Below are 17693 nucleotides of genomic sequence, written 5' to 3' on the forward strand. Positions count from 1 at the left end.
CTGAGGACTTCGGTGTGGTTGGTTTTGGGGCCGCTGCGCGACCCAACGGGGGCAAGCCCCCTCGCCACAATCTTCACACCGGCGGCAACCGCCACTCGATCGGCGTCTCGCCATTCTGTTCCAGAAACTTGTTCGCCCGACTGAAATGCCCACACCCGAGGAAGCCGCGATAAGCCGACAGCGGCGACGGGTGAACCGACGTCAATACCAAATGCTTGGTGGCGTCGATGAGTTTCTGCTTGCTCTGGGCATGCGCGCCCCACAGCAGGAACACCAGATGCGGCTGGTGCTCGCTGACCACTTCGATAATCCGGTCAGTAAAGTGCTGCCAACCCTTGCCCGCGTGGGCGTTGGCATTCGCCCGCTCCACGGTCATGGTGGTATTGAGCATCAACACGCCCTGCTCCGCCCAACTCTGCAGGTAGCCATGGTTGGGGATGTCGATGTTCAGGTCGCGTTTCAACTCTTTATAGATGTTCACCAGCGACGGCGGCGCCGGTACACCCGGTTGCACCGAGAAGCACAGCCCATGGGCCTGACCCGGGCCGTGGTATGGATCCTGCCCGAGGATGACCACCTTGACCTTGTCCAGCGGCGTGGAATTGAGCGCATTGAAAATCAACGGTCCCGGCGGATAGATCTCCTTGCCCGCCGCGCGCTCCTGTTGCAGGAATGTGCGCAACTCTGCCATGTAAGGCTGGTCGAATTCGGCACGGAGGGCCTCCTTCCAGCTCGGTTCGAGTTTGATACGGTCGTCAGCAGTCATGGTTACATCCGGCAAAAACAATGGGGCGAACCCTAGGAAAGCCCATCACGCTTGTCAATTGATCTGACGCAGATCCGGCATTTTCCTATAGAGCGATCATACTGAACGCTCAAATTCCCGATCGAGGTCATGATGAATCTGCACTTCGAAGAACTCACCGGCACCGACGGCGCACGCATCGGCATCGCCAGCCTGGATGCCGAAAAGTCCCTCAACGCCCTCTCCTTGCCGATGATCAACGCCTTGCGCGATCAACTGGACGCCTGGGCCAAGGAACCACAGATCGTTTGTGTACTGCTGCGCGGCAATGGCGACAAGGCCTTTTGCGCCGGCGGTGAAGTGCGCAGTCTGGTGGAAGCGTGTCGCGCCCATCCCGGGGAAGTACCGCCGCTGGCTGCGCACTTCTTCGCGGCAGAATATCGCCTCGACTTCAAGTTGCACACCTACCCGAAACCGTTGATCTGCTGGGGTCATGGTTACGTGTTGGGTGGCGGCATGGGGCTGCTGCAAGGGGCGGGCATTCGGGTTGTCACGCCGAGCAGCCGATTGGCGATGCCGGAGATCAGTATCGGTTTGTACCCGGACGTCGGCGCCAGCTGGTTTCTGTCGCGGTTGCCCGGCAAGCTCGGGTTGTTTCTCGGCCTGACCGGCGCCCGGATGAACGGTCGCGATGCAATCGATCTGGACCTCGCGGATCGCTTTTTGCTCGATCAACAACAGCAAGACCTGATCGAAGGTTTGCTGCAATTGAACTGGCAGGAACAGACCGCCATGCAACTCAACAGCCTGCTCAAGGCCTTGCAACAAGAAGCGCTCGTAAAAATGCCCGAAGCGCAGTGGCTGCCGCGACGCCAGCAGATCGACGAGTTGCTGGATGTCAGCGACGTTCGTTGTGCCTGGAAGGCCATCAGTGCGCTACGCGTTCATAAAGACCCGCTGCTCAGTCGTGCGGCCTGCACCATGATTGAAGGCTCGCCCCTGACCGCTCATCTGGTGTGGGAACAGATCGCCCGCGCCCGGCACCTGTCGCTAGCTCAAGTCTTTCAGATGGAATACACCATGAGCCTCAATTGCTGCCGTCATCCGGAATTCAGCGAGGGCGTGCGTGCGCGGTTGATCGACAAAGACCAGAAACCTCACTGGCACTGGCCGGATATCAACACGGTGCCGGAGGCGGCGGTGGAAGCGCATTTTCACAAGGTTTGGGAAGGTCGGCACCCTCTGGCCGATCTGTCGGAATACTGAAATCCGGGCACAAAAAAAGCGGCGCTTCATGCGCCGCTTTTTATTGAGGAATTAGCGACGGCCGCCTCGGCCATCGTTGTCGCCATGATCGCCTCTTCCGCCACGGTGATCCCGCCCACTGTGGCCCCGGGAATCATCGTTCCAGTTGCCGCGACTATGGCCGCCCCAACCGTCGCGACGACCATCCCAACCACCGCGGTCATGACGGTCCCATCCGCGATTCTGGTTGCCGCGGTAGTCGTAATAGCGCGGTGCCGGTTGATAAACCCGCGGCTGGTAGTAATAACGTGGCGATGGCTGGTAATACCGTGCAGGCGGCGAGTAGTACCTGCGCGGAGCTGTGTAGTAACCACCATCGGAGTAATACGGCGCCGGGGACGTGTAGACATCCGAGCGGTAGTAGCTGTCGCCATCGGAATAGGGCACGCACGCACCAAGAAGCAATCCCGATAGAACGATCAGCAGAATTTGGTGGAGCTGTTTTCGACAGAGCATGGCGGCCTCCTGGACCGCGAGTGAGCCACACCAGCGACGCTGGCAGGCGACAGTCAATTGTTCGGCGACTGTCGAAAGATCAGACAGTGAAATCGGGATCTGGTGCGTTTCTGCAACACGTAGAAACAAGTAGCCGATGAAAGGTTTTTCATCCTGCGCAAAAGAAAACGGCGCCTCCGCAAGACGGACGCGCCGATGTATTCATGAGCTGATTAATGGTGCCAGCGATTGTATCCACCGCCGTAATGACCAGGTCCGTGTCCACCGTAGTAATAATAGCGATAGCCACCGTAAACACGCGGCCCGTAATAGCCGCCGTAATAGTAAGGCGAGTAATAGCCGGGGTAGTAATAAGGTGCCGGATAAGCATCGGCAGGACCTACGTAGTAGTAACACCCGGACAGACCCAAACCAAAAAACACACTGAGCAGTATTTGGCGGAGCTTTTTCTGACAGAACATGGAGGCCTCCTGAAAGACCTGCAACGGCAGTCGAGTCACACCTGTTTTGACTTTAAAACAGGCACCGAGTGCCTGATCGCATCGACCTTCAGATCAGCGGCTAGCTGTCCTTCTACGGTGCATACCCATGCGCTGCGCACCATGACAAGGCAAAGCGCCCTCCCCTGTTTGTCTCGCCCTCCCTTCCATGCCCCCAGCCAGAGCGCTCAAGTCAACTTGGCACGGCTCTCGCTTAACCAAAGACGTGCAGGAGTCATCACAGGTTCGCGGCACCACAATTTGCAATGGCTGACTAGGGTTCCGGCTCGCAATCGCGAGTGACTGGTCCGAGAGTTGGCGACCTCCAGTTGAGGTTACACGGCGGGACAAAAGCCCGGGAGACAAGCCACCGTTCGCGGTGCCGCTGCCTTCCTGTCCGCCCTTGATCAACTGGAGAACCATCCCATGTCCCGACTTCGTTTACCCACCCTGCTCGCCGCTGCTTTTGCAGCCCTCGTAAGTGTCTCGTCCCACGCCGCACAGAAAGATCATTTCAGCGTCTGCTGGACTATCTACGCCGGCTGGATGCCCTGGGAATATGCCGGCAGCCAGGGCATCGTCGACAAATGGGCGAAAAAGTACGGCATCAAGATTGATGTGGTGCAGCTCAACGACTACGTCGAATCCATCAACCAATACACCGCCGGCCAGTTCGACGGCTGCACCATGACCAACATGGACGCGCTGACCATTCCGGCGGCCGGTGGCGTCGACAGCACGGCGCTGATCGTCAGCGACTTCTCCAACGGCAACGACGGCATTGTGCTTAAAGGCGAAGGCAAGAAAGTCGCTGACCTCAAAGGCATGGACGTCAATCTGGTGGAGCTGTCCGTGTCCCACTATCTATTGGCCCGTGCTCTGGATTCGGTAGACCTCACCGAGAAGGACCTGAAAGTGGTCAACACCTCCGACGCCGACATCTCCGCCGCCTTCAACACCGAACAGGTCAACGCTGTCACCACCTGGAACCCGATGCTCTCGGACATCAAGGCCAAGCCTGCGGTGACTGAAGTGTTCAATTCCAGCCAGATCCCCGGCGAAATCATGGACATGATGGTTGTCAACAGCGCCACCCTCAAAGACAACCCGGCCCTGGGCAAAGCCCTGACCGGCGCCTGGTTCGAAGTGGTCGCGTTGATGAACGCGAAAAACGCCACCAGCCAGGCCGCCCTCGAACACATGGCCAAAGCTTTGGGCACCGACCTGGCCGGTTTCCAGGCGCAACTCGACACCACCAAACTGTTCGCCACGCCCAAAGAAGCCCTGGCGTTCTCCACCAGCAAGCAACTGCCCGACACCATGCGCAAGGTCGCCGAGTTCTCGTTCCAACACGGCTTGCTGGGTGAAGGCGCCAAAGATACCAGCGCCATCGGCATGGCCTTCGCCAATGGCGTGACCAGCGGTGATAAAGGCAACCTCAAGCTGCGCTTCGACCCGACTTACGTGCAGATGGCCGCCGACGCCAAGCTCTAAGACAGGAGGAGCTGGCCATGCGCCTGATCAATCGCCACCCGGATCGCCCGAGTCGCCTGCTGTTGGTGATCCTGCCGTTCGCCCTGGTGCTGTTCGCCTACTTCATGGGCTCGGCCGAACGGCTGATGGACAACCCCAACGACAAACTGCTGCCCAGTGCCGCGCAGATGACCGACGCGGTGAAACGCCTGGCCTTCACCGCCGACACCCGCACTGGTGAATACCTGCTCTGGCAAGACACCGCCTCCAGCCTGCGGCGGTTGGCCATCGGCCTAGGCATCAGTGCGTTGGCCGGGCTGTGCCTGGGCATCGCCGCCGGTACGCTGCCGCTGTTTGGTGCGCCGTTGTCGCCCGTGCTGACGGTGCTGTCGATGGTGCCGCCGTTGGCGATCCTGCCAATTCTGTTCATCGTGTTCGGGTTGGGGGAGTTGTCGAAAGTGATGCTGATCGTGATCGGCATCACCCCATGCCTGGCCCGTGACCTGGAACAGCGCGCCCGGGAAATTCCTGTGGAATTGCTGATCAAGGCGCAGACCCTCGGTGCTTCCACCTGGACCTTGATGTTGCGTGTGGTGCTGCCGCAATTGCTGCCGCGCCTGCTGATCTCGTTGCGACTGATGCTCGGCTCGGCGTGGTTGTTTTTGATCGCCGCCGAAGCCATCGCCTCCACGGACGGTTTGGGTTACCGGATCTTCCTGGTGCGCCGCTACCTGGCGATGGACGTGATTTTGCCCTACGTGGTGTGGATCACCCTGCTCGCCTGGCTGATGGACTGGGGCCTCAAGCGCCTGACCCAACGGGCCTTTCCCTGGCACCAAGGTGCCTCCAAATGAGTTATGAAGGGGCGCGGGCATGAGCTTCATCACAGTGAAAAACGTCTGGCAGCAATACGCCGATCAGGTGGTGCTTGAAGGGCTGAACCTGAGCGTCAACGAAGGTGAGTTCTGCACCTTGGTCGGCGCGTCGGGTTGCGGAAAATCGACCTTCCTGCGGCTATTGCTCGGCCAGGAACGCGCCAGTCGCGGCGAGATTCTGTTGGACGGTCAGGCATTGGCTGGCGAACCGGATTCGAGCCGTGGCGTGGTGTTCCAGCGCTACTCGGTGTTCCCGCACCTGACCGTGCTGGACAACGTCGCCCTCGGCCTCGAACTGCCGCGCTCGCCATTACTGGGGCGGTTGTTCGGCAGCACTAAAAAAGAGGCACGCGATCATGCCTCGGTGTTGCTGCACAAAGTCGGCCTCGGCCATTCGCTGGACAAGTATCCGGCGCAACTCTCCGGTGGCATGCAGCAACGGCTGGCGATTGCCCAGGCATTGATCATGAAGCCGCGGGTCTTGCTCCTCGACGAACCGTTCGGCGCCCTCGATCCGGGCATCCGCAAAGACATGCACAGCCTGCTGCTGGAGCTGTGGCGCGAGACGCAACTGACGGTGTTCATGGTCACTCACGACCTGTCCGAAGGTTTCAGTCTCGGCACCCGTTTGCTGGTGTTCGACAAGGTCCGTGTCGACCCGCACGCCCCCGGCGCCTATGGCGCACGCATCACCTACGACATCCCTTTGAACAGCGACCGCCGCGCCAACCGCGCCGCCGTCGACGCCCTGCCAGCTCAGTTGGCAGGCACGCTTCGTATCGCTTAGAGGAATCTGCACATGACTGATTCGACCCAACTGTTCCCGCCGTTCGCCGAAGAAATGCTCCCCGGCGGCGGCCATCGTTCATTCGTTCTGAAACGCGGCCAATTACTGCGCCTGACCGACCTGCGCGGCGGTGCCAACGTCAGCCTGACGCTGCTCAACGCCAACGAAAAAACCGAACGCCTGAACCTGCCCGACAGCCTCAAATGCCAACACACCGCCAAGCTCACCACCGGCCATTGCCTGTACTCGGACATGGGCCGCGTGCTGGCGGCGATCACTGCCGACACCTGTGGCTGGAGCGACAGCCTCGGCGGCGTGCTCTGCGCTGAAGAAGTCGCACAAAAATATGGCCAGGGTCGCTATCAGGAACTGCGCAACGGCTTCTTCCGCAACGGCACCGACAACTTGTTGGTGGAGCTGGGCAAGTGGGGGCTGGGCCTGTCCGACCTGCTGATGACGCTCAACCTGTTCAGCCGGGTGAACGTCGATGAGGCTGGCCGTTTCCACTTCGTCGAAGGCAATTCCAAGGCCGGTGATTACATCGAGTTATACGCGCCGATGGACACCCTGGTGGTACTCACCGCGTTGCAACACCCGATGGATCCGTCGCCGGAATATGCACCGAAACCGCTGAAGCTGAGCTGGATGAACGCTGATGCCAGCGTCGCCGAACACTGCCGCACCTCGCGCCCGGAAAACGAGCGCGGCTTCATCAACACCGACCGTCTGTTCGCCTGAGGATCGCTGCCATGTCACTCGCTATCGCCACCGCCCACAAGCAACCAGAAACAGCGGTCTACCGCGCCACCATCCCGGCCGGCGAACCCTGGTTGATGGAGGTCAAGGCCGGCCAGACCCTGCGTATCCTCGACCTGGAAGGCAATCAGGCGGTCGACACTCTGTTCTACAGCCTTGCCAATCCCAGGGAACGCTATGACGTGCAACGCACGTTGCGTCGGCAGAACAGCGTCTACCTGAGCACCGGCAGCGTGCTCTATTCCAACCTCGGCAAGCCAATGCTGACCATCGTCGAAGACACCTGCGGGCGTCACGACACCCTCGGCGGTGCCTGCGCGCAAGAGAGCAACACCGTGCGTTACGCCCTGGAAAAACGCTACATGCACAGCTGCCGCGACAACTACCTGCGCGCCTGCGCCCACGACGGGCGCCTGGGCAAGGGCGACATCGGGCCGAACATCAATTTCTTCATGAATGTGCCGGTGACGGCCGATGGCGGGCTGACGTTTGAAGACGGGATTTCAGCGCCCGGCAAATACGTCGACCTGCGCGCCGAGATGGACGTGATCGTGCTGATCTCCAACTGCCCGCAACTGAACAACCCGTGCAACGCCTACAACCCCACGCCTGCGGAGCTTTTGGTATGGAACTGAAACTTGCGCGTTTGCGGCGGTGGTTGTTTGCCCTGTGTCAGGCCCGCTCCGGCCAGTGCCTCAAAAAGTAAAAACACCACAAATACCAATGTAGGAGCGGTGGTGTTTTGAAGTGAATTGATTCTGCCGTCGGGGACGACCCCGGCGCTCATCGAAAAACTGCGGGACGGCCCGCATCCCAGGTCGAGGCTGATGCGCTATCGCCTCCAGGGGTTATGCCATGTTCGAAAAAGTCCTCATCGCCAACCGTGGCGCCATTGCCTGCCGCATTCTGCGGACCCTGCGAGAGTTGCAGGTCAAGGGCATCGCCGTTTATTCCGAAGCCGACGCCGCCAGCCGGCATATCCTGCAAGCCGATGAAGCTCACAGCCTGGGCGAAGGCGCGGCGGCCGGCACTTACCTTGCCGTGGACAAAATCCTCGCCATCGCCAAATCCACCGGCGCTACGGCGATCCATCCCGGCTACGGATTCCTCTCGGAAAACGCCGCGTTCGCCGAGGCCTGCGAAGCAGCCGATATCGCCTTCATCGGCCCCACGCCTGAGCAACTGCGCGTGTTTGGCCTCAAACACACCGCCCGCGCCCTGGCCAAACAACACGGCGTGCCGATGCTCGAAGGCACCGAACTGCTCGACAGCCTTGACGCGGCATTGATCGCTGGCGAACAGGTCGGCTACCCGGTGATGCTCAAAAGCACCGCCGGCGGTGGCGGCATCGGTATGCGCGTGTGCCGCAGCGCCGCCGAATTGGGCGAATCCTTCGAAGCGGTCAAACGCCTCGGGCAGAACAACTTCAGCGACGCCGGTGTGTTCATCGAGAAGTACATCCAGCGCGCGCGACATCTGGAAGTGCAGGTGTTCGGCGACGGCCAGGGCGAGGTGATTGCCCTCGGCGTGCGCGACTGTTCGGTGCAGCGGCGCAACCAGAAAGTCCTTGAAGAAACCCCGGCACCCAACCTGCCCGACGGCATGGCCGAAGCGCTCTGCCTTGCCGCGATCAAACTCGCCAAGGCAGTGAATTACCGCAGCGCCGGCACCGTGGAGTTCGTCTTCGACAGTGACGCCCAGCGTTTCTATTTTCTTGAAGTGAACACCCGTTTGCAGGTGGAGCACGGTGTCACCGAGCAAGTGTGGGGCGTGGATCTGGTGCGCTGGATGGTGGAACTGGCGGCCGGAGATTTACCGCCATTGAACGCATTGAGCCAAGGCTTGAAAGCCGACGGCCACGCGATCCAGGCAAGGCTCTACGCCGAAGATCCGGGGCGGGATTTTCAACCGAGCCCCGGCCTGCTGACGGCGGTAAGTTTCCCCGTCGCCGATGGCAAACACCTGCGCATCGACACGTGGGTCGAGGCCGGTTGCGAGATCCCGCCTTACTTCGACCCGATGATTGCCAAGGTCATCCGCTGGGCGCCGACTCGCGAAGAGGCCCGCGCTGATCTGCTCCAAACCTTGGGCGACAGCCTGCTGTACGGTGTGGAAACCAACCGCGATTACCTGCGACAGATTCTGCTCGATGTGCCCTTTGCCAGCGGCCAGCCATGGACCCGTTGTCTGGAAGCGCTGGTCTACCAGGCCAACACCTTCGAGGTGATCAGCGCCGGCACCCAGACCAGCGTTCAGGACTATCCGGGGCGTCTCGGTTACTGGGCGGTGGGTGTGCCGCCGTCGGGGCCGATGGACAGTCGTGCATTGCGTTTGGGTAATCTTTTACTGGGTAACGATGAAGGCGCAGCGGCCCTGGAAATCACCATGAGCGGGCCGATGCTGCGCTTCAATTGTGATGCGGTTGTGGCGGTGACCGGTGCGCAGATTCCATTGACGCTGAACGGCGAAGCGGCACCGATGAACACCGCGCTGCTGATTCCGGCCGGGGCCACAGTGCATCTCGGCACAATCGCCGGTGCAGGCGCTCGCAGCTATCTGTGCCTGCGCGGCGGCCTGCAAGTGCCGGATTACCTGGGCAGCAAAAGTACCTTCACCCTCGGTCAGTTCGGTGGCCATGGCGGTCGTGCGTTGCGTGCCGGGGACGTGTTGCATGTGCCTGCCTTGATCGACCGTAGCGCGGGTGTTCAATTGCCTGATGAGCAGGTCACCGAGTTGCCGGCCGTGCGGCAAATTCGGGTGATCTACGGCCCCCATGGCGCACCGGAATACTTCACCGAACACTACATCGACACCTTCTTCGCCACTCAATGGGAAGTGCATTTCAACTCGAGCCGCACCGGTGTGCGACTGATCGGGCCGAAGCCGGAATGGGTACGGGCCGACGGTGGCGAAGCCGGGTTGCATCCCTCGAATATTCACGACAATCCGTACGCCATTGGCGCGGTGGATTTCACCGGTGATATGCCGGTAATCCTCGGTCCCGATGGTCCGAGCCTCGGTGGGTTTGTCTGCCCGGTGACGGTGATCGAAGCGGATCTTTGGCAGCTCGGGCAACTGAAGGCTGGAGACAAGGTGCAGTTTTTGCCGGTCGATCTGAAAACCGCTCGCTCTCTGGCAATGCAGAACCATTGTGGCGAGGGGGCTTGTCGGAACGCCGCATCGCCCCGTTCGACTGCGAAGCAGTCGCCAATCAGTCAACTCGATACATCTGATGCTGCGCGATTGCAGGTATTGGGGGCGCTTCGCGACCCAACGGGGGCAAGCCCCCTCGCCACAGGTAATGTGTTCCCACAGGGGATTGTGTCGCCTGTGGTGCTGGATATCGGGCAGGACGATACACGGCTGGTTGCACGCCTTTCGGGCGACACGCATTTGCTGCTGGAAATCGGCGCACCGGAACTGGACCTGGTCCTGCGCTTCCGCGCCCACGCGCTGATGCAGGCATTGGAAGGCAAACGCCTGCACGGGGTGATCGACCTGACGCCGGGCATCCGTTCGCTGCAAGTGCATTACCAACCGGAGCAACTGCCGCTCGCCGATCTGCTGGGCATCGTCGTCGGTGAGTGGGACGCTGTGTGCGCCGCCAAAGATTTGCAGGTTCCCTCACGCATCGTGCACCTGCCGCTGTCGTGGGATGACCCGGCTTGCCAGTTGGCCATCGAGAAATACATGACCACCGTGCGCAAGGACGCCCCATGGTGCCCGAGCAACCTGGAGTTCATCCGGCGCATCAACGACCTGCCGAACCTCGACGAAGTGCAGCGCACGGTGTTCGACGCCAGCTATCTGGTGATGGGGCTGGGCGATGTCTACCTCGGCGCTCCGGTCGCCACCCCGCTCGACCCACGGCATCGCCTGGTCACCACCAAATACAACCCGGCCCGCACCTGGACCGCCGAAAACTCGGTAGGCATCGGTGGCGCCTATATGTGCGTGTACGGCATGGAAGGCCCCGGTGGTTATCAATTCGTCGGCCGGACCTTGCAGATGTGGAATCGCTACCGCGAGGTCGCCGCGTTCGATGGCAAACCGTGGCTGCTGCGGTTCTTCGATCAAATCCGCTTCTACCCGGTAAGCGCCGACGAACTGCTGCGCATTCGACGGGATTTCCCGCTCGGGCGCTTCGCTCTGAACATCGAGCACAGTCAGTTGAACCTGGCGGATTACCAGGCGTTTCTGGCGAAGGAAGCCAACAGCATTGCGGCGTTTCGGGATCAGCAAAAAGGTGCGTTCAACGCCGAGCGCGAGCGCTGGATCGCCAGCGGTCAGGCGCATTTCGACAGTGAAGAACCGGCGCCGCAAGTGACCGAAGAGGCACTGTTGGCCGACGGTCAGCAGAGCATCGACAGCCACATCGCCGGCAACCTCTGGCAGGTTCAGGTGGAGGTCGGCAGCCAAGTGGTCGCCGGTGATGTGCTGGTGATTCTGGAGTCGATGAAGATGGAAATCCCGCTGCTCGCGCCCATGGCCGGTGTGGTGCGCGAGATTCGTGTGCAACCAGGCTCGCCAGTGCGCGCCGGACAGCGCGTCGTGGTGCTGGAACTCGACTGAAGCCATTACAACAAGGATCTGAACCATGAACATCAATCTGCAACTCGACGCCCTGCGCAACGCTTACCGTGATGGCCACATCACGCCTCGGCAACTGCTGCCGAGCCTGCGGGAAAAAGCCGCGGCGCTGAACCCGGACTATCACTTGTTCATCCATTTACTCAGCGCCGAGGAACTGGAACCGTACCTCGCCGCCCTCGATGGTCGTGACCCAGGCAGCCTGCCGCTGTACGGCGTGCCGTTCGCGATCAAGGACAATATCGATCTGGCGGGCATTCCGACCACGGCGGCGTGCCCGGCGTTTGCCTACGTGCCGGAGCGTTCGGCGACCATCGTCGAGCAACTGCTGGCGCTGGGCGCGATCCCGCTGGGCAAGACCAATCTCGACCAGTTCGCCACCGGCCTCAACGGCAGCCGCTCGCCGTATGGCGCTTGCCCGAACAGCGTGTTGCCGGAATATCCATCAGGCGGTTCCAGTGCCGGGTCTTCGCTGGCGGTGGCGCTCGGCGTAGCGAGTTTTGCCCTGGGCACCGACACCGCAGGTTCCGGACGCGTACCAGCGGCGCTGAACAATCTGGTCGGTTTGAAAGCCACCAAAGGGCTGATCTCCACGGCCGGGGTGGTTCCGGCCTGTCGCACGCTCGATTGCGTCACGACCTTTACGGCCACGGCTCGGGAAGCCAGTCAGTTGTTGGCACTGACCGCTCATCTCGACCCACGGGATGAATACAGCCGCAGCAATCCGCTGTGGAATGACGGCTCGGCCTTCGGCACGCCGCGCGCGTTTCGTTTCGGTGTGCCCCGTGCGCAGGACCTGGCGTTCTTCGGCTGCCCTGAAGGCCCGTTGTTGCTTGGCGACGCCATCGACCAGCTTAAAGCCTTGGGCGGTGAAGCGGTCGAACTGGATTTGTCGCCCTTCCTTGAAGCGGCGCGGTTGCTCTACGAAGGGCCATGGGTGGCTGAGCGTTACAGTGTGGCCGGCAAATTGATGGAGCAAAATCCTCAAGCCGTGTTGCCAGTGATTCGTGCCGTGCTGGCCAAGGCCCCGGCGGTGACCGGCGTGCAAACCTTCCGCGCCCACTACCGGCTGCAAGTCTTGAAGGCGCTGTGCGACAGAGTATTGGAGGGCCTCGACTGCGTGCTGACGCCAACCATTGGCCGTCCGGTGACGTTGGCGGAACTTGCCGCCGAACCGGTACTGCGCAACTCGGAACTGGGCTACTACACCAACTTCATGAACCTGCTCGATTACGCTGCCGTCGCCGTGCCCAGCGGATTGATGGGCAATGGTTTGCCATGGGGCGTAACCTTGTTTGGTCGCGCGTTTACCGATCAGTATCTGTTGAGCGTGGCGGATGCCCTGCAACGTCAGCAGGGCTTGGCGTCACCCGCACCGGCCGCCATCGCGCGCAATGACCGGGCACGACTGGTGGTCTGCGGCGCGCACCTGGAGGGGCTGGCGCTGAACTGGCAACTCAAACAGCGTGGAGCGCGGCTGGTAGAAACAACTCAGAGTTCTCCCGATTATCAGCTGTATGCCTTGGCCGGCGGCCCACCGTATCGCCCCGGCATGGTCCGCGTTAAAGAGGGCGGCGTGGCGATTGCGGTGGAAGTCTGGGAATTGCCGAGCAGTGAGCTGGGGTCGTTCCTCACCGGGATTCCTGCTCCACTGGGACTGGGCAAGGTGCAACTGGCGGATGGGCGTTGGGAGAGCGGGTTTATCTGTGAGCCGTATGGGCTGGATGGGGCGGTGGAAATCAGTCATTTGGGCGGGTGGCGGGCGTATTTGAAAAGCCTGGGTTGATCGCCTGATCACCGTCAAGGCTCCTTCAGGAATGTGCGAGCGTTAGCTTGCACATGGCGGCTTGCGGGACGATCATGCGCAGCTCGGGCCAAGCAAACCGGCCATTACCAAATGACCCTTTCATGAATAAGCCAGACCTCTGCCCGGCCTGCGGCGCTTCCAACGACTGCAGTCTGGCCGACCCACGAACCGTCGATCGTGCCTGCTGGTGCTACGGCGTCAGCATCGACCCGGCGGTGTTCGAAACGCTGCCGGCCGAGCTGCGTGACAAGTCCTGCCTGTGCCCGGCCTGCGCCCGGGTCGAGGCGCAGTTGCAAGCAGCCGCCTGGCCGATCACGTAACATACGCAGCCCTTTTCCCACCGATCCCTGGCCATGCGCGTTGACCGTTTCCTCAGCAACCTGCCCCGCTTCAACCGCAAGCAGGTACGCCTGTTGCTGGTGGAAAAGCGCGTCAGGGTCGACGGAACTATCGTCAGCGATCCTCACACCGAGGTGCTTGAGTTCAGCCGCGTGGAAGTCGACGAAGAAGTGCTGCAAGTCGGCAAACCGGCCCGCTACTTCATGCTGCACAAACCGCCCGGTTGCGTCAGTGCCACCCGCGACCCGCAACACCCGACGGTGCTCGACCTGATCCATGAAGCGGACAAGGATGACCTGCACATCGCCGGTCGCCTGGACTTCAACACCACCGGCCTGATGCTGATCACCAACGACGGCACCTGGTCGCGACGCCTGACCCAGCCACAGACCAAACTGCCCAAGGTCTACTACGTCGAGACGGAGCAGGAGATCACTGCCGACTACGCGATCACATTCGCCAAAGGCCTGTACTTCGCCTTCGAAGACCTCACAACCCAACCTGCCGAACTGGTCTTGCTCGGGGCAAGATCGGCGCGCCTGAGCATCGTCGAGGGCCGTTATCATCAGGTAAAACGGATGTTCGGCCACTTCGACAACAAGGTGTTGCGCCTGCACCGCGAACGCATGGGACCGCTGCTGCTCGACGACGCGCTGAAGCCCGGCGAATACCGGCCGCTGAGCGTCGAAGAGATCCGATTGATCTAAGCAGGCGACCGCTCAGCAGAAGTTGTCGAATATTTTTTGAAAGATACTTGCGCGATGACGTGACCCCTGCTTGAATCAGGACGTCGGCGCGAAATGTGACCGGCGAGTCACCAAAACTACTCTAAGAAACTTTTTGCCGGCAGAGAACCCTCAGGTTCCGCCTTCCCCCGGCAAACTGCCCGCTTATAACAATACCCGTCGACCGGCGTGCAATGGATCGACATGGGCCTTCAAAAATTCCAGGCGTATGCCTACCTGTCACAAAGCTCGTGCAATCTGATTTGCGCGCATACCCGCTTGCCAGGAGTCTTATGTCATGAGGCCAGAAATCGCTGTGCTGGATATACAGGGTCAGTATCGGGTTTACACGGAGTTCTATCGCGCAGACGCCGCAGAAAAGACCATCATTCTGGTCAACGGCTCGATGTCCACGACTGCGTCGTTTGCCCAAACCGTGAAAAACCTTTATCCGCAGTTCAATGTGGTGTGCTACGACCAGCCCTACGCGGGCAAGTCCAAGGCTCACAACCTGCATGAGAAAATGCTGACCAAGGAAATCGAAGGGCAGATCCTCCTGGAGCTGATCGACCACTTCGCCGCCGAACACGTACTGTCGTTTTCCTTTGGTGGCGCCGCCACGCTCGTCGCCCTCGCCCACCGGCCACGGCGCATCGAAAAGGCTGTGATCAGTTCGTTCTCGCCGGTGGTCAACGAGCACATGCTCGACTACCTTCAGCGCGGTGTCGATTACCTCGGCAACCGGGACGGTGACCGCGTCGGCCATCTGGTGAACAGCACCATCGGCAAACACCTGCCTTCGCTGTTCAAGCGCTTCAACCACCGTCACGTCAGCTCATTGGCCGAACACGAATACGGGCAGATGCACTTCCACATCAGCGACGTGCTCAACAGCGACCGCAACTGCTACCTGAACGCGGCAAAGAAAATCAATGTGCCAGTGCTGTTCATGAACGGCGAATGGGACGAGTACACCGCCCCCGCCGATGCCAGGCTGTTCGCCGGCCATGTACAACACAGCACCTTCAGCACCCTTCAGGCCACCGGCCACTTCCTCGACATGGAACATAAAACTGCCTGCCAAGACAGCCGTAACGCATTGCTGGGCTTCCTGAAGCCGACGCAACACGAAAGCCGGCTGCGTTACCACTACGTCCAGGACCACCATGCATTGGCAATCTGAAACAGAGTCATCGCGAGCAAGCCCCGCCCTACTGTGTTGAACGCACTCCCGTAGGCGCGAGGCTTGCCCGCGAATGACCGCCAAGCGGTCCCTGTTTGTGTTTCACCCGGCGCTAAAGCCATCGCGCATAAAGAAAAACTTCAAATCCGCGCTCACATCTGGTACAAAGTCAGCCGCTCTGAGCGGGTGTCGTATAATGGCATTACTCCAGCTTCCCAAGCTGATAACGAGGGTTCGATTCCCTTCACCCGCTCCAATCAGATTTCAGTCTCACGTCGTTTTTTGACGGGGGATGCAGGTAAAGAAAAAACCGGCCTTGATGGCCGGTTTTTTTGTGCCTGGGATTTGGGGGCCCTCCAGTCCTTGACGCCTCCGGCCCCGCATACTAGCGAATGCTATACTTCCTACGGATTGCATGAAGTGTGCAACGTTCCCCACGGGCGCAGATACCGACTGCAAATCTCAGTTTACGGCTGCGGGACAGAGGAGGCCTACGGCCAACACGAGATGGGAGGTGTGGCATGAACCGACACTATTACATCAGTGACAATCTCGACGATCTCGAAGCCCTTGAAACCGAACTGGAAGCCAACGGCATCAATACCGAACAAATTCATGTGCTCAGCGAACAAGTGGCTGATGTTGAAGAACACCATCTCCACGAGGTCAACTCGTTGATGAAACAGGATGTTGTTCACTCTGGCGAGATTGGTGCAGTGGTTGGTGTGCCACTCGCAGCGCTGATCCTTGGCGGTGCCTATTGGCTGGGCTGGACCGAAACCGCCGCTGGCTGGGTACCTTTTATCTTCCTTGCCATTGTTATATTTGGCTTCTGCATCTGGGAAGGCGGCTTTTTTGGTATTCAGGTACCTAACGCGCACTTCCGCAACTTTAAACAGATGGTGGAAGACGGCAAACATATCTTCTTCGTGGATGTTGATCCGAATCAGGAGCCGGTATTGGATCGGGTCATTGAACATCATCCAAAACTGAAGATCGCCGGCACGGGTACGGCATCCCCTCACTGGACAGTCGCCTGGCTGCACAAATGGCATCAGTTCAAGCGAACGATATAACGCCATTTACTGCGGGTTGACCCCGGAGGCTCAAGGCCCTCCGTAAGCTGTTTATTGACCGAAGAAAATGACCCGGCTGAGGAAAACATAATCCGCCTCGGTGGCCATCAGCCCGACGAGTACCAGCAAACACAACGGTGGCACCAATATGGCGTAGACCATGGCCAACCGTTCCCAAGCCATGTGCATGAAGATGGAGACAATTAAACCTGCCTTCAACAACATGAAAGTGATAATCAGGGCCCACCGAAGGTAGCCATGGAAGTGAAAGTAGTCGACCAGATACGACATCGTGCTGAGGACGAATAACAGCCCCCAGATTTTGAGGTACAGACTAATCGGATGTTGTTGACCCTGAGCATGCGCCATCACCCGTGCTCCTCTACCATAAATAGAAGAAAGCAAAAATAAACACCCACACCAAGTCCACGAAGTGCCAGTAAAGCCCGGCTATTTCGACGTTCTGATAGTTTCCGGAGCGCTCATAATCTCCTCGCATGACTTTCATCGCCACAATGCTGAGATAGATGGCGCCGATGGACACATGCAGCCCGTGGAAACCGGTAATCATGAAGAAGCTGGCCCCGAATTGCGCCGCCCCCATGGGATTCCCCCAGGGACGCACGCCTTCGGCGATGAGCTTGCTCCATTCAAATGCCTGCATGCTGACGAAGGTCACGCCCAAGGCCGCGGTCGCCAGCATCAGGGCCGTGGTTTTCGCACGATCACGGCGATAGGCGAAGTTAACGGCCATGGCCATGGTGCCGCTGCTGCTGATCAGTACAAAGGTCATGATGGCGATCAGAATAAGCGGGATTTCTCTGCCGCCAATCGTCAATGCGAACACTTCACTGGGGTTCGGCCAAGGGGCGGTGATGGTCATGCGGACCGACATGTAGCCGGTTAAAAAGCAGGTGAATATAAACGTATCGCTGAGCAGGAATATCCACATCATCGCCTTGCCCCAGGGGACCTGCCTGAAAGCCTCCCTATCCGAGGCCCAGTCGCTGGCGATGCCCTGCCATCCCGGGGCAGGCGGCGGGCTTGGTGGATTGGATGAACTTGACTCGGCCGGTGCTAATGGGTGCGATGCCATG

17 protein-coding genes, 1 tRNA gene and 1 riboswitch are annotated in these 17693 nt (G+C 60.0%); of the genes, 13 read left to right on the plus strand and 5 right to left on the minus strand.

All coding sequences use genetic code 11. The features are described 5' to 3' along the window. Positions 1–73 precede the first annotated feature (73 nt). Positions 74–766 carry a uracil-DNA glycosylase gene (ung, locus tag JUI81_RS20925; RefSeq protein WP_019580851.1) on the minus strand — a complete coding sequence of 231 codons (693 nt, stop codon included), beginning with the start codon at positions 764–766 and terminating at the stop codon, positions 74–76. Positions 767–898: 132 nt separating this feature from the next. On the opposite strand from ung, the gene JUI81_RS20930 reads away from it, so the two are divergent. Further along, positions 899–2011 carry an enoyl-CoA hydratase/isomerase family protein gene (locus JUI81_RS20930; RefSeq protein WP_019580852.1) on the plus strand — a complete coding sequence of 371 codons (1113 nt, stop codon included), beginning with the start codon at positions 899–901 and terminating at the stop codon, positions 2009–2011. A 51-nt stretch (positions 2012–2062) separates the two neighbouring features. Here the strand turns inward: JUI81_RS20930 and JUI81_RS20935 are convergent, their stop codons facing one another. Together JUI81_RS20935 and JUI81_RS20940 are read right to left on the minus strand one after the other, a co-directional pair. Beyond that, positions 2063–2506 (minus strand): hypothetical protein, encoded by a 444-nt coding sequence (locus tag JUI81_RS20935; RefSeq protein ID WP_204124951.1) that lies wholly within the window; start codon positions 2504–2506, stop codon positions 2063–2065. A gap of 212 nt (positions 2507–2718) precedes the next feature. After that, the gene (locus tag JUI81_RS20940) at positions 2719–2967 is read right to left on the minus strand and encodes a hypothetical protein (RefSeq protein ID WP_019647972.1); all 249 of its coding nucleotides are present in this window, start codon (positions 2965–2967) and stop codon (positions 2719–2721) included. 281 nt (positions 2968–3248) lie between these two features. Beyond that, a riboswitch (guanidine-I (ykkC/yxkD leader) is annotated at positions 3249–3349 on the plus strand. 62 nt (positions 3350–3411) lie between these two features. Between JUI81_RS20940 and JUI81_RS20945 the strand changes: the two genes are divergently transcribed. From JUI81_RS20945 to JUI81_RS21000, 12 genes are all read left to right on the plus strand, one after another. Further along, positions 3412–4479: a putative urea ABC transporter substrate-binding protein gene (locus JUI81_RS20945; protein ID WP_204124952.1), complete on the plus strand. Its 1068-nt coding sequence runs from the start codon at positions 3412–3414 to the stop codon at positions 4477–4479. Between the two features lie 17 nt (positions 4480–4496). Continuing rightward, on the plus strand, positions 4497–5312 hold the full coding sequence (locus JUI81_RS20950) for an ABC transporter permease (RefSeq protein ID WP_204124953.1): 816 nt from the start codon (positions 4497–4499) through the stop codon (positions 5310–5312). 19 nt (positions 5313–5331) lie between these two features. Continuing rightward, positions 5332–6120: an ABC transporter ATP-binding protein gene (locus JUI81_RS20955; protein WP_018926801.1), complete on the plus strand. Its 789-nt coding sequence runs from the start codon at positions 5332–5334 to the stop codon at positions 6118–6120. Positions 6121–6132: 12 nt separating this feature from the next. Next, positions 6133–6858: an urea amidolyase associated protein UAAP1 gene (locus JUI81_RS20960; protein WP_019580861.1), complete on the plus strand. Its 726-nt coding sequence runs from the start codon at positions 6133–6135 to the stop codon at positions 6856–6858. Between the two features lie 11 nt (positions 6859–6869). After that, positions 6870–7511, plus strand: a complete 642-nt coding sequence (locus tag JUI81_RS20965; protein WP_019580862.1) for an urea amidolyase associated protein UAAP2 — start codon at positions 6870–6872, stop codon at positions 7509–7511. Positions 7512–7731: 220 nt separating this feature from the next. Then, positions 7732–11448 carry an urea carboxylase gene (gene uca / locus JUI81_RS20970; RefSeq protein ID WP_204124954.1) on the plus strand — a complete coding sequence of 1239 codons (3717 nt, stop codon included), beginning with the start codon at positions 7732–7734 and terminating at the stop codon, positions 11446–11448. A gap of 25 nt (positions 11449–11473) precedes the next feature. After that, positions 11474–13252 (plus strand): allophanate hydrolase, encoded by a 1779-nt coding sequence (gene atzF / locus JUI81_RS20975; protein ID WP_204124955.1) that lies wholly within the window; start codon positions 11474–11476, stop codon positions 13250–13252. Between the two features lie 122 nt (positions 13253–13374). Next, entirely contained in the window at positions 13375–13593 is a 219-nt protein-coding gene (locus tag JUI81_RS20980; protein ID WP_019580865.1) for a cysteine-rich CWC family protein, read from the plus strand. A 33-nt stretch (positions 13594–13626) separates the two neighbouring features. After that, the gene (locus tag JUI81_RS20985) at positions 13627–14319 is read left to right on the plus strand and encodes a pseudouridine synthase (RefSeq protein WP_019580866.1); all 693 of its coding nucleotides are present in this window, start codon (positions 13627–13629) and stop codon (positions 14317–14319) included. Positions 14320–14635: 316 nt separating this feature from the next. Continuing rightward, a complete protein-coding gene (locus JUI81_RS20990) occupies positions 14636–15520 on the plus strand; it encodes an alpha/beta fold hydrolase (RefSeq protein ID WP_204124956.1) in 885 nt (294 codons plus the stop codon). A 182-nt stretch (positions 15521–15702) separates the two neighbouring features. Further along, positions 15703–15776: transfer RNA gene (locus tag JUI81_RS20995), tRNA-Gly, on the plus strand. Between the two features lie 265 nt (positions 15777–16041). Further along, the gene (locus JUI81_RS21000; RefSeq protein ID WP_018926809.1) at positions 16042–16596 is read left to right on the plus strand and encodes a hypothetical protein; all 555 of its coding nucleotides are present in this window, start codon (positions 16042–16044) and stop codon (positions 16594–16596) included. Between the two features lie 51 nt (positions 16597–16647). On the opposite strand, the gene JUI81_RS21005 is transcribed toward JUI81_RS21000, so the two are convergent. Then, positions 16648–16965 (minus strand): cytochrome C oxidase subunit IV family protein, encoded by a 318-nt coding sequence (locus tag JUI81_RS21005; RefSeq protein WP_007935708.1) that lies wholly within the window; start codon positions 16963–16965, stop codon positions 16648–16650. 13 nt (positions 16966–16978) lie between these two features. Beyond that, positions 16979–17692: a heme-copper oxidase subunit III family protein gene (locus tag JUI81_RS21010; RefSeq protein WP_026286474.1), complete on the minus strand. Its 714-nt coding sequence runs from the start codon at positions 17690–17692 to the stop codon at positions 16979–16981. Between the last annotated feature and the right edge of the window lies 1 nt (position 17693).

Origin of the sequence: Pseudomonas sp. 008, from assembly GCF_016861935.1 — a bacterium.
GTDB lineage: Bacteria > Pseudomonadota > Gammaproteobacteria > Pseudomonadales > Pseudomonadaceae > Aquipseudomonas.